Below are 14,666 nucleotides of genomic sequence, written 5' to 3'. Positions count from 1 at the left end.
CTCAACGGGGCAACAGAAAAGTGGAGGCTTCACGCACACCGACGGAGGTGTCATCGCTCGCCTTGATTTCAAAATGGATCACATTCGACGAGCCGGGCTCACCCGTATCGACGGGCACCTGAACCCGCACCGTCACGGCCTGCATCGTTGCCGGTGCGACGTCGATCTTGCCGCTGAAGTCAGATATCCGGATGCCATCGAGCCCGTCGACGGTCACGTCGAAACTCCGCGGCGCCTCGGTCATGTTCATGACCTGAAGCTGATAGACGTTCTCGATAAAGCCCCCGGCCACCTCGCGGGAGAGCGTCGCACGGTCGCGGATGATGTCCATTCGCAAGGGCTCGCGCGTCGCCAGGCCCCAGACAAAGGCCAGACACACGGCCGCCAGAATGCCACCATAAATCAGGGTTCTCGGCCGCATCACATGGCCAAGGATTTCCTTGCGCCCCCAGTGCTTCTTGATCGCGTTCTCGGTTGAGTAGCGGATCAGGCCGCGCGGGTAGTCCATTTTGTCCATGACCTGGTCGCAGGCATCGATACATGCCGCACAACCAATACACTCGTACTGCAAGCCATCACGGATGTCGATGCCCGTCGGGCACACCTGAACACAGATACCGCAATCGACGCAGTCGCCCTTGCCGACCGAGGCCGGATCGACACCCTTCTTGCGCGCCCCTCTCGGCTCGCCGCGCTCTTCGTCATAAGTGATGACCAAGGTATCCGGGTCGAACATCACGCCTTGAAAGCGAGCATACGGGCACATGTACTTGCACACCTGTTCGCGCATGATGCCGGCGAAGAAGTAGGTGAAAGCACCGTAGAACAGAATCCAGAAAATCTCCCACCCGCCAAAGCTAAAGGGCGAGAAGGACGCCAGCAATTCCTTGAGCGGCGTGAAGTAGGCCACAAAGGTAAAGCCGGTCCACAAGGCGACAGCCGCCCAGACCGCATGCTTGCTTGCCTTGAGCCGGAACTTGCGCGCGCTCATGGGCGCGTTGTCCAGCTTCATGCGCTTGTTCCGGTCGCCCTCGATCTTCTCCTCGATCCAGAGGAATATCTCGGTGTAGACCGTTTGCGGGCAAGCATAGCCACACCACAATCGACCCGCCACGGCGGTAAAGAAGAACAGCGCGTAAGCGGAAATGATCAGCAGGATCGCCAGAAAGAACACATCCTGCGGCCAGAACACCCAGCCAAAGATATAGAACTTGCGCTCGACCAGATGAAACAGCACTGCCTGCCGACCGTTCCACTGCAACCACGGCAGGCCGTAATACAGCAACTGCGTAACCCACACCAGAATCCATCGCCAGTTGGTGAACACACCACTGATGGCCCGCACATAGATTTTCTTGCGCGCCTCGTAGAGCGAACCCTCCTGGCCTTCCAACGCGGCCGCTTTCTTTTTGGGAGGCACGATTTTGATGGGCTGGGGAGTGGGGTTTGTCATGAGATCGCAATATCAATATGTTCTAATTTTGTTGCCGCAAATATCCCCGGGCGTACCCGGGGAGACCTGCGCTTTCAAAAGACAGACTGACAGTATTACTTGGCGCCCGCCTTGTCCGACAACCCGTACACATAGGCGGCCAGAAGATGCGTTTTGTCGTTGCCCAAGAAGGCTTCGAACGCTGGCATCCGGTTGCTGCGACCCTTGGTAATGGTCTCGATGATAGTGGCCTTCGACGAACCATACAGCCAGGTTTCGTCAGTCAGGTTCGGCGCGCCGACGGCGTGCATCCCCTTGCCATCCGCACCGTGGCAGGCCGCACAGTTCTGCTCGAACATTTCCTTTCCGCGACCGGCGCGCAGCGAGTCATGGGCCAGACCGGAGAGCGAGCGCACATAGTTGGCCACATCTTCAGTGCCGTCGCCGCCCAGGGCTGCGCCCATCGGCGGCATGATGCCCTGACGGCCGCCAAGGATCGTAGTCTTGATCACATCGGGTTCGCCGCCATACAGCCAATCATTGTCGGCCAGGTTCGGGAAGCCCTTGGCACCCCGCGCGTCACCGCCATGACACTGCGCACAGTAGGTCAGGAACAGACGACGCCCCATGGCCTTGGCTTCCGGGTCCGCCGCAACAGCCGCCAGATCCATTTCCGCATACTTTTTGAAGATCGGTGCGTAGGTCGCCTCCGCTTTGGTCATTTCTCCGTCGTACTGACCGGCGGACGACCAGTTCAGGAAGCCTTTAACGTTACCGAAACCCGGGTAAGCCGCCATATAGAAGATCGCGAAAAACACGGTGATCCAGTACAGGTACTTCCACCACTGCGGCAGCGGATTATTGTACTCCGCCAGCGTTTCGTCCCACACGTGTCCGTGCAGTTCGACCTTTTCGCCCTTCCGGGCGCCTTTTCCTTCGCCCATATTGGACATCAGAATGAATACACAGAACGCGATACTCAGGCTCACGAGAACCATGACGTAAGCATTCCAGAAGCCGCTCACAAAGTCAGCCATTTTCTTATCCTTCCTTCCGTTGCTGGCCCGGATCTTTCCGGACCGGCAGATCGTCATCGGTGAAGGGCAGTTGCGCCGCTTCGTCAAACCCCTGCTTTGCCGACTTGCTGTACGCCCAGAAACAAATCCCCAGGAAACACACCAAACCCAGCACCGTCAGGATTGAACGCAGATCATTGAGTTCCACGACGCCACCTCACCCTGTCACTGCACGTTCTGAAGCGCGAGACCCATACCCTGAAGGTACGCGATCACGGCATCCATCTCGGTCTTGCCTTCGAGGGCCGCCTTGGCGCCGGCAATCTCCTCGTCCGAATACTTGTGCAGACCAACCATGTTCAACGCGCGCATCTTGTCTTCGATGTCGCTCACCGAGACCGGACGCTCCAGCCACGGAAAAGCCGGCATGTTCGACTCAGGCACCACGTCGCGCGGGTTGTTCAGGTGAATACGATGCCATTCGTCCGAATAACGACCGCCGACACGAGCCAGATCCGGCCCGGTACGCTTGGACCCCCACTGGAAAGGATGGTCATAGACAAACTCACCAGCGACCGAATAGTGGCCATAGCGCTCGGTTTCGGCACGGAAAGGACGAATCATCTGCGAATGGCAGTTGTAGCAACCTTCGCGGATATACACGTCCCGCCCGACCAGACTGACCGGATCGTAGGGTTTGACTATTTCGTTGGTCGGCGTCGTCGTCGATTTCTGGAAGAACAGCGGAACGATTTCCACCAGACCACCAATACTGATCACCAACAGCGTCAGGACGATCATCCAACCGACGCTGCGCTCGATAAAATCATGCTTCGATTGAGCCATTTTCGTCTCTCCGGATTAGGCGTGTGCGGCCTGCGGCGCGACCACCGGTGCGCTGTAGGCTTTCTGACCAGCGATCGTCTTCACCATGTTGTAGAACATGAGAAGCATGCCGCCGAGGAAGAGCACACCACCGAGCAGACGGATCGACCAGAACGGATAGCTGGCCTTGACCGACTCAACGAAGGAGTAGGTCAATGTGCCATCCGGGTTGGTGGCACGCCACATCAGGCCCTGCATAACACCGGCAATCCACATCGAGGCAATGTACAAAACGACACCGATGGTCGCGATCCAGAAGTGGGTCGTGATCAGCTTGGTCGAATACATTTCAGTCTTGCCGTACATACGCGGCAGCAGGTAGTACATCGCACCAATCGACACCATGGCCACCCAGCCAAGTGCGCCCGAGTGCACATGACCGACGGTCCAGTCGGTGTAATGCGACAGCGCATTCACGGTTTTCACCGACATCATCGGACCTTCGAAGGTCGACATGCCGTAGAAGGACAGCGAGGTGATCAGGAATTTGAGAATCGGATCAGTACGGAGCTTATGCCACGCGCCCGACAAGGTCATGATGCCGTTGATCATGCCGCCCCACGACGGTGCCAGCAGAATCAGCGAGAAAACCATGCCCACAGACTGAGTCCAGTCCGGCAACGCCGTGTAGTGCAGGTGGTGAGGGCCGGCCCACATGTAAGTGAAGATCAGCGCCCAAAAGTGCACCACCGACAGGCGATAGGAATAGACCGGACGGTCGGCCTGCTTTGGCACAAAGTAATACATCATGCCCAAGAAGCCAGCGGTCAGGAAGAAGCCTACCGCATTGTGGCCGTACCACCACTGGATCATCGCATCCTGCACACCCGCATAGGCGGAGTAGGACTTGGTCAGGCTGACCGGAATCGCCGCGCTATTGACGATATGCAGCAAAGCCACCGCAAGGATGAATGCACCGTAGAACCAGTTGGCCACATAAATGTGCGACGTCTTGCGCTTGGCGATGGTCCCGAAGAAGACGATCGCGTAAGACACCCACACGACCGCAATCAACAGATCGATCGGCCACTCGAGCTCGGCGTATTCCTTGCTGGTGGTAATCCCCAGCGGCAAGGTGATCGCGGCGAGCAAGATGACGAGTTGCCATCCCCAGAACGTAAATGATGCCAACTTGGGTGCAAACAAGGGCACATGGTTCGTGCGTTGCACCACATAGTAAGACGTTGCAAACAGCGCACAGCCGCCAAAGGCAAAGATCACGGCGTTTGTGTGTAACGGGCGCAGTCGACCAAAGTGGAACCACTCGGCGAAGTTCAGTTCGGGCCATACGAGCTGTGCTGCGACGATCACGCCGACCAGCATGCCCACGATCCCCCACACCACCGTCATGATGGCGAACTGGCGCACGACTTTATAGTTGTAAGTCGCTTGCGATTGCATGTGAGTCACCTCTTAGAATTAAAACCTGGAACCCCCCTGCATACTGGCATGGCTGCCGAATATGCACCGGACGAAGGATACCCCTAGACCGGGTCGAGCTTTTGATACAGGTCAATATTGTATTGCACTGCAAGATGCGCGCAAAGCCTTGACGCTATGGGGGTTAAGGGTATACGAGGCGCAAAAAAAAGGGTGCGTTTGCACGCACCCCCAACCCCAACAGAGAGACTTGAAACCGTTTGGCTGGCACGCCAGCGCCGCGTCGGCGCGGCACATGCCAATACCCATGTGCGTAGTATGACTATGCGCAAAATAGGGGCGTTGACATGGATCAATCTGGAAAAATAGTCAGCCGAGATGCGATCAATCAGCCGACGTCCCGCCCGTTTTTTGGGGTATTTCCGGCCGGACCGTCGGCATCCTTCGCCGACGGCGGTTTATCGTCGTCCATCATCATTCTATACGCGGGCCCCTCGAGGTCGTCGAACTGCCCCGAGCGCACCGACCACCAGAACAGCAGGCCGATCACAAAGACCAGGAAGACGGAAAGTGGAATCAGCAAATACAAGCTATCCATGATCACTCACGCGCCGAGCGTCCACGCTGCAAACGCAAAGCGTTGAGCACGACAAAAAGGGAGCTGGCTGACATGCCGATACCCGCCATCCAAGGCGTCACCCACCCTGCCACGGCCAGCGGAATGGCCAGAAAATTGTAGCCGAATGACCAGAACAGGTTTTGCCGGATGATCTTCAGTGTGCGCCGCGCCAGCACAATGCCCTCGGTCAGCGCCATCATCTGACCGCCCAGCAGGACGATATCAGCGTGCGTCCGGGCCAGCTCGGTGCCCTCGCCCATCGCAATCGACACATGCGCCTTGGCGAGCACCGGCGCGTCATTGACGCCATCACCGACCATCGCCACCACGCGCCCCTGCGCCTGAAGCGTCTCGATGGCCGCATGCTTGTCCTGCGGTGACAGCCCGCCAGAGGCATTCGCCACACCGAGCTTTTCCGCAAAGGCCTTGACCGTCTGCGGCGCATCGCCGCTCAGAATGCCGAGCGCCAGACCGTGAGAGGCCATCCACTGCAGCGCCTCGCGCGCCTGCGGCCGGGTCTCGTCCTCCAGCAGCAAGATGGCCAGCCAGCCTTTGTCGCCGCCCAAAAACACGGGCGTCCGAACGTCGCCCGGGGCGGCACGGAGCGCCACCGGCAACGGAGAGCGCGCCAACTCTTCGACAAAATCCTCGCGTCCGATGCGATAACGCTGCCCATCGATCACGCCTTCGACGCCGCGCCCGGTCTGCGCGATGACGGCCATGGCCTGCTTGCGCACGCCTTTCGAAGCCGCGCGGACACCGGAGGCGATGGCATGCTCCGAGCCCTGCTCGAGCGCCGCGGCGATGGCCAGCGCGATCTGTCGATCCACGCCGTCGGCGGTATGTATGTCCGCCAGACGCACCGCGCCCTCGGTCAGCGTGCCCGTCTTGTCGAACATGATGGTATCGGCGCTCGCCAGTGCTTCAATCGCGTGGCCGCGGGTGACCAGCACGCCGCGCCGAGCCAGTGCATCCGACGCCACCGTGAGCGCTGCCGGCGTGGCCAGCGACAGGGCGCAAGGACAGCTCACCACCAGCACCGACACAAACACCCACAACGCGCGATCAGCATCCACCAGATACCAGCCGATGCCGGCCGATACCGCCAGCACCAGCAGCGCCGCGATGAAATAGCCCGCGATGCGGTCAGCCTGCCGCACCAGTTGCGGCTTCTCGGTGGCGGCGCGCTCCATCAATCGCAAAATGGCGGCCAGGCGCGTGGCGTCGCCAACCTGCTCGACCTCCACCACCACCGGGCTGCTGATGTTCAAGCTGCCGCCCGTCACCACCGCACCGACCGACTTGGGCACCGGCCGGCTCTCGCCGGTCAGCAAGGATTCATCGGCCGCACTTTCACCCTCGAGCACCCGCCCGTCCGCAGGAATCGCCTCGCCCGGCTTCACCCGCACACGGTCACCCGGCACCAGCGTCGACACGGGCACGCGCTCATCGCTGCCATCGACCAGCACCCGCTCGGCAAACGCCGGCAAGACTTTGCCCAGGGCCTCGACGCCGCGCACGGCCTTCTGCCGCGCGATCATCTCTAAATAGCGACCACACAGCAGGAAGAACACAAACATCGCCACCGAGTCGAAATACACCTCGCCCGAGGCAATCACCGTGGCGTAGCAACTCGCTGCAAAGGCGCTGCCGACCCCTAGCGCCACCGGCACATCCATGCCGAGGCGCATCAGGCGTACATCGCGCCAGGCCCGCTGAAAGAAGGGCGCGGCCGAGTACAGCACCACCGGCACGGTCAGCACCAGGCTGGCCCAGCGCAAGAGCTGGTCGATATCGGCGGTGATGTCGCCCTCGCCCGCGACATAGGCGGGGATGGCGTACATCATCACCTGCATCATCCCGAAACCAGCCACAAACAGGCGCCACAGGGCGCTGCGGCGCTCGCGCCGGGCGATCTCCTCCGAGCGGGCTTCGTCATAGGGATAGGCGCGGTAACCGATGGCCTGAATGGCACCGAGAATGTCTGACAGCTTGACCCGCTCGGCGTCCCAGCGGACGCGGGCACGGCGGGTCGCGTAGTTGATCTCGATCGCTTCAACGCCAGGCAGCCGCGCCACATGCTGCTCGTTCAGCCACACACAGGCCGCGCAGGTAATGCCCTCGAGCAAGAGCGAAGCCTCGCGACTGCGCTCGCTAAGGGGGCGAACGAAGGTCTTCTGGAAGTCGGGATGATCAAACAGCCCGAGCTCGCCGAGCGCCTCGGGCAGCGCTTCCTTGCGCGACTCGGGCAAGGCGTCGCGATGGCGGTAGTAGTCGGTCAGGCCGGTGTCCACGATCGCCTGCGCCACCGCCTGACACCCCGCACAACACATGTGACGGCGCTCGCCGCCAATCACCACGTCGTAACGGACACCGTCAGTCGCGGGCAGGCCGCAGTGGTAGCACTCGCCGCTGTCATCAACCGCCGCGTCGGATCGATCAGACACCATAAACCTCGATGAAAAACCTCGGTGCACATTGCGCCGCACCAACCGACGCCTTGTATCACACTTGCGCGAACGCCCCAAACCGCACGCCCATGAAAAACGCGACCACCCGGGTCGCGTTTTTGTCCGACAACACCGCGAGATTACTTCGGCGCCATGCGGATCGAGCCATCCAGACGAATCACCTCGCCATTCAGATAGCTGTTCTCGGCGATGTGACGCACCAGCGCCGCGTACTCCGACGGCTTGCCCATGCGCGAGGGGAAGGGCACCATCTTGCCCAGCGCGTCCTGCACTTCGGCCGGCATGCCCATCAGCATCGGTGTTTCCATGATGCCCGGCGCGATGGTCATCACGCGAATGCCCGAGCGCGCCAGCTCGCGCGCCACCGGCAAGGTCAGCGCCACCACGCCGCCTTTCGATGCGGCATAGGCCGCCTGACCGATCTGACCATCAAAGGCGGCCACGGAGGCGGTGCTGACGATCACGCCACGTTCGCCCATCGCGTTGGGCGTGTTCTGGCTCATCGCTTCGGCGGCCAGACGGATCATGTTGAAGGTGCCGATCAGGTTGATCCCGACCACCTTGGCAAAGGAATCCAGGCGGTGCGCGCCTTCGCGCCCAAGCACTTTCTCTGCCGGCGCCACACCCGCGCAGTTCACCAGGCCGGTGACCGGGCCAAAGGCTTCGGCTGCCGCGGCAAAAGCGGCGCGAGCGCTGCTTTCATCCGTCACGTCAGTTGTTACGAAGCGTGCCGCAGCGCCCAGTTCGGCTGCGCGTGCTTCGCCGGCTTCGACGTTTACATCCACCAACACCACGCTACCGCCGGCCTCGACCACCATCTGTGCCGTCGCGGCGCCCAATCCTGAGCCGCCGCCGGTTACGACAAAAACACTGCCTTTCAAATCCATCGCCCTGCCCTCGAAAAAGTTATCCGGAACACAATAAGCGACGTTGACGTCAACGTCAACATGCTTCCCGCTCGCCAATCGATCAGCGCAGCATGCCACGTGGCTCACGCACAGTCCTGCCAAAGAGACGACCGGCAGGAACGTGCCAGATAGCCGCTGTCACGACGCCTGTCGTGCCCAAGACCAGCACAGCCGCTAGAATAGAACGCTACCGTCGCCCACATCACAACAACAGGACGCCACATGTCTCGCCACACCAAGATCGTCGCCACGCTCGGCCCTGCCTCTTCCGACCCCACCGTCCTCGAAGCCATGGTGCATGCCGGGGTGGATGTGGTACGCATGAATTTCTCGCACGGCACGGCCGAAGATCACATTGCCCGCGCCAACGCCATTCGCGAGGTGAGCGCACGCACCCGGCGGCCGGTCGGCATTCTGGCCGACTTGCAAGGACCAAAGATCCGGGTTGGCAAGTTTGCCGACGGCAAGGTCACGCTCAAGAAAGACGCGGCCTTCATTCTCGACGCCACCTGCGAACTGGGTGACGAAACCCGTGTCGGCCTCGACTATCCCGACCTGCCCGGCGATGTCGGCCCTGGCGACATCCTGCTGCTCGACGATGGCCGGCTCAAGGTCAGCGTCGAGAAAGTGATCGGCACCGCCATTCACTGCACCGTCCGCGTCGGCGGCCTGCTCTCCAACAACAAGGGCATCAACCGCCAGGGCGGCGGCCTCTCGGCCCCGGCGCTGACCGCCAAGGACATGGACGATGTGCGCACCGCGGCCAAGATCGGCGTGGATTTCATCGCCGTGTCCTTTCCCAAGAGCGCGGCCGACATGTACATGGCCCGCCAACTGATGCGCGCCGCCGGCGGCAAGGCGCTGCTGATTGCCAAGATCGAGCGCACCGAGGCGGTTACCAACCTGGAAGAAATCCTCGACGCCTCCGACGGCATCATGGTGGCGCGCGGCGACCTGGCCGTCGAAGTGGGCGACGCGGCCGTGCCGGCGCTGCAAAAGAAGATGATTCGCGCCGCCCGCGAGAAAAACAAACTGACCATCACCGCCACCCAGATGATGGAGTCGATGATCACCAGCCCGGTACCCACCCGCGCCGAGGTGTCCGACGTGGCCAACGCCGTGCTCGACGGCACCGACGCCGTCATGCTGTCGGCCGAGACTGCCGCCGGCAGCTTCCCGGTCGAAGTGGTCGAAGCCATGTCGCGGGTCTGCCTGGAAGCCGAGAAGTCATCGGAGGTGACGCTCGACCGCGATGTGCTCAACCGTACCTTCACCCGCATCGACCAATCCATCGCCATGGCCGCCATCTGGACGGCCCACCACCTCAAGGTCAAGGCCATCGCCGCCCTCACCCAGACCGGCTCCACCGCGCTGTGGATGAGCCGGCTCAACAGCGGCGTGCCGATCTACGCCCTCACGCCCGAAAAAGCCGCGCGCAACCAGATGACGCTGTACCGCGAGGTGTATCCGCTGCTCATGTCGCAGCCACACCAGGACCGCGACATGCTGTTGTGGGAAGCCGAGCGCATCCTCATCGACCAGGGCGTGGTCACCTACGGCGACCTGATCGTGCTCACCATCGGCGAGCCAATCGGCACCGCCGGCGGCACCAACACGCTGAAGATCGTGCGGGTCGGCGAGCACACGGCACCGAACTCGGCCGACTGAAAGAGAATACCGGCCCCCACGCTTGCCGCTGCGCGTCTGCGCTGCCGCCCAAGGGGGCGCAGCCCGGCTTGGGGCGGCCCTGCGCCGGGCGGGAACGGCCCAAGCTTGACGCCGCACCGCAGCAAGATCCCGACGGCCGCCGCTCTGCTAGACTGGCGGCCGTTTTCATGTCGCTTTCCGGTGCCCGTCTCAAGACGGGAGAATCGGGAATGCGGTGAGGCGGCGGGGCCTGCCCCGGCTGCCGATTCCGCAACGTGCCCAACGCTGTGAGGGGGATGTCTGCCGCAACATGCCACTGCCCAAACGGGCGGGAAGGCGCGGCAGACGCTGAACCCGAGTCAGAAGACCGGCCGGAGAGCGTTTTTATCGGCGGTCAGGCCCGGCCGCCGTGCACTACGCTTGAATCAAGGGGACTCCATGCAAGCGACCCAAGGCCACCAGGCCATCCATCAATTCAGCGACGCCGATCGCGCCGTCATCTACCGCAACATCCTCACCCGCCGCGATGTGCGCGGCCAGTTCCTGCCCGACCCGGTGCCGGACGACATGCTGGCGCGCATCCTCACCGCCGCCCACTTCGCGCCCTCGGTGGGCTTCATGCAACCGTGGAGCTTTGTGCTGGTGCGCGACGCGGCGATCAAGCGGCAGGTACATGACGCCTTCACCACCGCCAATGCCGAAGCCGCCGACATGTTCGAAGGCGAGCAGCGCGAGACCTACAAAACCCTGCGCCTCGAAGGCATCGTCGAAGCCCCGATCAACCTGTGCATCACCTGCGACCGCGACCGCGCCGGCCCGGTGGTGATCGGCCGCACGCATATCAAGGCGATGGACATCTACAGCTCGGTCTGCGCCGTACAAAACCTGTGGCTGGCCGCGCGCGCCGAAGGCCTTGGCGTGGGCTGGGTGAGCATCTTCAAGCAATCGGCCATTCGCGAGATCCTGCAGCTGCCCGAGCGCATCATGCCGGTGGCCTACCTGTGCATCGGCAAGGTCAGCCATTTCTTCGACAAGCCCGAACTTGAAGCGGCCGGTTGGCGCCAGCGCCTGCCGCTCGAAGAACTACTGCATTTCGACACCTGGGGTGGCGCCGACAAAAATGCCGATGGCCTGAACGCCGAACTCCGCGCCTGCCAGGCCAAGGCCTCGCAAGGCATTCCGCCCGTGTGACGCCTGACGCACCGCAACAGCGGCACTCACGGTAAAATAATCGCGTTTTGCCGGCGCCCGATGCGCCGGCACGCTTCGACCCCAATCAGGAGACACCCATGCCGCTCGTATCCATGCGACAGCTTCTCGACCATGCAGCAGAGCACAGCTATGGCCTGCCCGCCTTCAACGTCAACAACCTGGAGCAGGTCCAGGCCATCATGGAAGCGGCCGCCGAACTCGACAGCCCGGTGATCATGCAAGCCTCGGCCGGTGCCCGCAAATACGCCGGCGAAGCCTTTCTGCGCCACCTGATCGACGCCGCCGTCGAAGCCTACCCGCACATCCCCGTCGTCATGCACCAGGACCACGGCCAGTCGCCGGCGGTGTGCCTCACCGCCATCCGCTCCGGTTTCTCGTCGGTGATGATGGACGGCTCGCTGCTCGAAGACGGCAAGACCCCGGCCTCCTACGACTACAACGTCGAAGTCACCCGCAAGGTGGTCGAGATGTCCCACGCCATCGGCGTGACGGTCGAGGGCGAACTGGGCTGCCTCGGTTCGCTCGAAACCGGTGAAGCCGGCGAGGAAGACGGCCACGGCGCCGAAGGCAAGCTGGACCACTCGCAGCTGCTCACCGACCCCGACCAGGCCGCCGACTTCGTCAAGCTAACCGACTGCGACGCCCTGGCGATCGCCATCGGCACCAGCCACGGCGCCTACAAATTCACCCGCAAGCCCACCGGCGACATCCTCGCCATCGACCGCATCAAGGCCATCCACCAGCGCATCCCCAACACCCACCTGGTCATGCACGGCTCCAGTTCGGTGCCGCAAGAGCTGCTGGCGATCATCCGCGAGTTTGGCGGCGACATGAAAGAAACCTACGGCGTGCCGGTCGAGGAAATCGTCGAAGGTATCAAGTACGGCGTGCGCAAGATCAACATCGACACCGACATCCGCCTGGCCATGACCGGCGCGATCCGCAAGTTCATGTTCGAGAACCCATCCAAGTTCGACCCGCGCGAATACCTCAAACCCGCCCGCGAGGCCGCCAAGCTGGTGGTCAAGGCGCGCTTCGAAGCCTTCGGCTGCGCTGGCCAGGCCAGCAAGATCAAGCCGGTCTCGCTCGACAAGATCGCCGCCCGCTACAAGGCTGGCGAGCTCACCCAGGTCGTGCGCTGATCCACACGACTCGGGCGACATCAACGGCACCTGCGGGTGCCGTTGTCGCATCCGGCCCACCATGACACCCCCGACCGCCTGCTTCACCTACGGCTCGCTGATGTGCGACGACATCTTTCGCGCCGTCACCGGTCAATCCTGCCCCGCCGAACCCGCTCGGCTGAACGGCTACCGCCGCCATCCGGTGCGCGGCGAAGACTACCCCGGCATCCGCCCCGCCGGCGATTCGAGCGTCGACGGCGTGCTCTATCACCTGCGCGATGCCACCGCGCTGGCGCGCCTCGACACCTTTGAAGGCGCGCAGTACCAGCGCGAAGCCGTCGAGGCTCTGACACGCGATGGCATCACCATCATCGCCTGGGCCTTTATCTTTCACCCCGCCCACGCACACCGGCTTGCGCCTGGCGACTGGGACGCCGAGCATTTCATGCGCCACAACAAAGCGCACTTCCTACGCCGACATTTTCCGACCGACCGGTCAGACATGTAACCCGCGCCGTCACCGCCCTACCCGGGCGTAAAACAGGCTGCTAAAGTAGGCCGCTTCCGGCGCTACGCCGCTCGCATCACGGTGCCTACGCCCATGACCCTGTTTGAAGAACACCCGCTCCGGCAAAGCCTCAACGACGAAGTCCACTCACGCCCGCCGATTCCGCTACGCGGCCCGACCCGCATCAGCTACCTGGCCTTCGTGCACGACAGCGGCAGCAGCGATCAGGAGCACCATCACCTTCAGCAACTCGCCCGTCAGCTGCAAATTGCGCTGCCCGAAACTGCCAAAGGCCACCTCCTGCTGGACGCCGGCGACTTCCGCCTCAAGTGGGAGCGCCACAACGAGTTCTCCAGCTACACCTTTCTGCGCGACGTCGACGACGCCGAACCCGAAGACAGCGCCGCCCTGCTCGCCGTGCCTGCCGCCTGGCGCAAGGCCATTCCCGGCAAATTGATGGTCGCCTCGAACGTGGCCGTGCTCTCTGCCGGCAAACACCCCGCCGAAGCCCGCGCCGCCCAACTGGCCGATCCAGACCGCTCCATCATCGTCACGCGTTTTGCCGATGGCGCCGGCTGGCTATTTACCGATTTCCAGATCCACGACGGCTTCTCCCGCTTCACGATCATTGACGACGGACTCGACCGCCGCCAGGCCGGCCGCAACGTACAACGCATTCTGGAAATTGAAACCTACCGAATGATGGCCCTCATGGCCTTCCCGGTCGCCAAGGCCATCAGCAAGACACTCAAGGCCGCCGAAGACGAACTGGCCGACCTGATGGACGCCATGAGCCAGACCGCCATCGCCAACGACGAGCGCGACATCCTCACCCGCCTCACCCGTCTGGCCACCGAGGTCGAGCACGCCGTCGCCCGCACTACCTACCGATTCGGCGCGGCCGCGGCCTACTACCGGCTCGTCCAGCAACGCACCGCCGAACTGCGCGAACAACGCCACGCCGGCTACCCGAACATCACCGACTTCATCGAACGCCGCCTCGCGCCGGCCGTCAACACCTGCGCCGCCATCGCCCGCCGCCAAGAAGAACTCTCCGCCCGCATCGCCCGCAGCAGCCAGTTGCTCCGCACCCGTGTCGACATTGCCCTGCAGCAGCAAAACCAGGAGCTGCTCGGCCAGATGAACCGCCGCGCCAAACTTCAGCTACGCCTGCAGGAGACCGTCGAAGGCCTGTCGGTGGTCGCCATCACCTACTACGCCTCGCAGCTGGTCAACTACATGGCCAAGGGCGCCAAGTATGTCATCCAGCCGCTGACGCCAGAGATCCTCACCGCCATCACCATCCCCATCATCGCCACCGCGGTCGCGCTGGGGATGCGGCGCATGCGCAAGGCACTGGCGGCCGAGGAGTCGGGCGGGCATTGACCGACGAGGCTCGCGGCCACACCATAGCCAGCGCACAGACAGCGAGCCGCCCACACGGCAGTTTACAAAACGGAGCAG

13 protein-coding genes and 1 riboswitch are annotated in these 14,666 nt (G+C 62.6%); of the genes, 5 read left to right on the top strand and 8 right to left on the bottom strand.

Annotated features, from left to right (window positions below):
- Position 1: 1 nt before the first annotated feature.
- From ccoG to FHP89_RS05095, 8 genes are all read right to left on the bottom strand, one after another.
- Positions 2-1,453, bottom strand: a complete 1,452-nt coding sequence (gene ccoG, locus FHP89_RS05130) for a cytochrome c oxidase accessory protein CcoG (RefSeq protein WP_144179510.1) — start codon at positions 1,451-1,453, stop codon at positions 2-4.
- Positions 1,454-1,548: 95 nt separating this feature from the next.
- Complete coding sequence (gene ccoP, locus FHP89_RS05125; RefSeq protein WP_144179509.1) at positions 1,549-2,469, bottom strand: cytochrome-c oxidase, cbb3-type subunit III; 921 nt, start codon at positions 2,467-2,469, stop codon at positions 1,549-1,551.
- A 4-nt stretch (positions 2,470-2,473) separates the two neighbouring features.
- Complete coding sequence (locus FHP89_RS05120; RefSeq protein ID WP_144179508.1) at positions 2,474-2,656, bottom strand: cbb3-type cytochrome oxidase subunit 3; 183 nt, start codon at positions 2,654-2,656, stop codon at positions 2,474-2,476.
- 17 nt (positions 2,657-2,673) lie between these two features.
- Entirely contained in the window at positions 2,674-3,294 is a 621-nt protein-coding gene (gene ccoO, locus FHP89_RS05115) for a cytochrome-c oxidase, cbb3-type subunit II (protein WP_144179507.1), read from the bottom strand.
- Between the two features lie 15 nt (positions 3,295-3,309).
- The gene (gene ccoN, locus FHP89_RS05110) at positions 3,310-4,734 is read right to left on the bottom strand and encodes a cytochrome-c oxidase, cbb3-type subunit I (RefSeq protein WP_144179506.1); all 1,425 of its coding nucleotides are present in this window, start codon (positions 4,732-4,734) and stop codon (positions 3,310-3,312) included.
- 367 nt (positions 4,735-5,101) lie between these two features.
- Positions 5,102-5,311 (bottom strand): cbb3-type cytochrome oxidase assembly protein CcoS, encoded by a 210-nt coding sequence (gene ccoS / locus FHP89_RS05105; protein WP_144179505.1) that lies wholly within the window; start codon positions 5,309-5,311, stop codon positions 5,102-5,104.
- 2 nt (positions 5,312-5,313) lie between these two features.
- A complete protein-coding gene (locus FHP89_RS05100; RefSeq protein ID WP_144179504.1) occupies positions 5,314-7,782 on the bottom strand; it encodes a heavy metal translocating P-type ATPase in 2,469 nt (822 codons plus the stop codon).
- 140 nt (positions 7,783-7,922) lie between these two features.
- Positions 7,923-8,690 carry an SDR family NAD(P)-dependent oxidoreductase gene (locus FHP89_RS05095; protein ID WP_144179503.1) on the bottom strand — a complete coding sequence of 256 codons (768 nt, stop codon included), beginning with the start codon at positions 8,688-8,690 and terminating at the stop codon, positions 7,923-7,925.
- Between the two features lie 243 nt (positions 8,691-8,933).
- Here FHP89_RS05095 and pyk point away from each other — a divergent pair, with 243 nt between their 5' ends.
- From pyk to FHP89_RS05070, 5 genes are all read left to right on the top strand, one after another.
- Positions 8,934-10,379 carry a pyruvate kinase gene (gene pyk / locus FHP89_RS05090; RefSeq protein WP_144179502.1) on the top strand — a complete coding sequence of 482 codons (1,446 nt, stop codon included), beginning with the start codon at positions 8,934-8,936 and terminating at the stop codon, positions 10,377-10,379.
- A gap of 161 nt (positions 10,380-10,540) precedes the next feature.
- Positions 10,541-10,748, top strand: a riboswitch (cobalamin riboswitch).
- 48 nt (positions 10,749-10,796) lie between these two features.
- Positions 10,797-11,549 (top strand): 5,6-dimethylbenzimidazole synthase, encoded by a 753-nt coding sequence (gene bluB / locus FHP89_RS05085; protein ID WP_144179501.1) that lies wholly within the window; start codon positions 10,797-10,799, stop codon positions 11,547-11,549.
- Between the two features lie 98 nt (positions 11,550-11,647).
- On the top strand, positions 11,648-12,712 hold the full coding sequence (gene fba / locus FHP89_RS05080) for a class II fructose-bisphosphate aldolase (RefSeq protein WP_144179500.1): 1,065 nt from the start codon (positions 11,648-11,650) through the stop codon (positions 12,710-12,712).
- A gap of 61 nt (positions 12,713-12,773) precedes the next feature.
- Positions 12,774-13,202, top strand: a complete 429-nt coding sequence (locus FHP89_RS05075) for a gamma-glutamylcyclotransferase family protein (RefSeq protein WP_144179499.1) — start codon at positions 12,774-12,776, stop codon at positions 13,200-13,202.
- A gap of 93 nt (positions 13,203-13,295) precedes the next feature.
- The gene (locus tag FHP89_RS05070; protein WP_144179498.1) at positions 13,296-14,588 is read left to right on the top strand and encodes a DUF3422 family protein; all 1,293 of its coding nucleotides are present in this window, start codon (positions 13,296-13,298) and stop codon (positions 14,586-14,588) included.
- Positions 14,589-14,666 lie beyond the last annotated feature (78 nt).

Origin of the sequence: Denitromonas ohlonensis (assembly GCF_007625205.1) — a bacterium.
GTDB lineage: Bacteria > Pseudomonadota > Gammaproteobacteria > Burkholderiales > Rhodocyclaceae > Nitrogeniibacter > Nitrogeniibacter ohlonensis.
Note: the sequence above shows the minus strand (reverse complement) of the source record. Positions and strands in the feature narration are given on the sequence as shown.

Bases quoted from the DNA above. Each gene is read 5' to 3' on its own strand.
- ccoG (WP_144179510.1), bottom strand. From the start codon at position 1,453: ATGACAAACCCCACTCCCCAGCCCATCAAAATCGTGCCTCCCAAAAAG.
- ccoP (WP_144179509.1), bottom strand. From the start codon at position 2,469: ATGGCTGACTTTGTGAGCGGCTTCTGGAATGCTTACGTCATGGTTCTC.
- ccoO (WP_144179507.1), bottom strand. From the start codon at position 3,294: ATGGCTCAATCGAAGCATGATTTTATCGAGCGCAGCGTCGGTTGGATG.
- ccoN (WP_144179506.1), bottom strand. From the start codon at position 4,734: ATGCAATCGCAAGCGACTTACAACTATAAAGTCGTGCGCCAGTTCGCC.
- ccoS (WP_144179505.1), bottom strand. From the start codon at position 5,311: ATGGATAGCTTGTATTTGCTGATTCCACTTTCCGTCTTCCTGGTCTTT.
- FHP89_RS05100 (WP_144179504.1), bottom strand. From the start codon at position 7,782: ATGGTGTCTGATCGATCCGACGCGGCGGTTGATGACAGCGGCGAGTGC.
- FHP89_RS05095 (WP_144179503.1), bottom strand. From the start codon at position 8,690: ATGGATTTGAAAGGCAGTGTTTTTGTCGTAACCGGCGGCGGCTCAGGA.
- pyk (WP_144179502.1), top strand. From the start codon at position 8,934: ATGTCTCGCCACACCAAGATCGTCGCCACGCTCGGCCCTGCCTCTTCC.
- bluB (WP_144179501.1), top strand. From the start codon at position 10,797: ATGCAAGCGACCCAAGGCCACCAGGCCATCCATCAATTCAGCGACGCC.
- fba (WP_144179500.1), top strand. From the start codon at position 11,648: ATGCCGCTCGTATCCATGCGACAGCTTCTCGACCATGCAGCAGAGCAC.
- FHP89_RS05075 (WP_144179499.1), top strand. From the start codon at position 12,774: ATGACACCCCCGACCGCCTGCTTCACCTACGGCTCGCTGATGTGCGAC.
- FHP89_RS05070 (WP_144179498.1), top strand. From the start codon at position 13,296: ATGACCCTGTTTGAAGAACACCCGCTCCGGCAAAGCCTCAACGACGAA.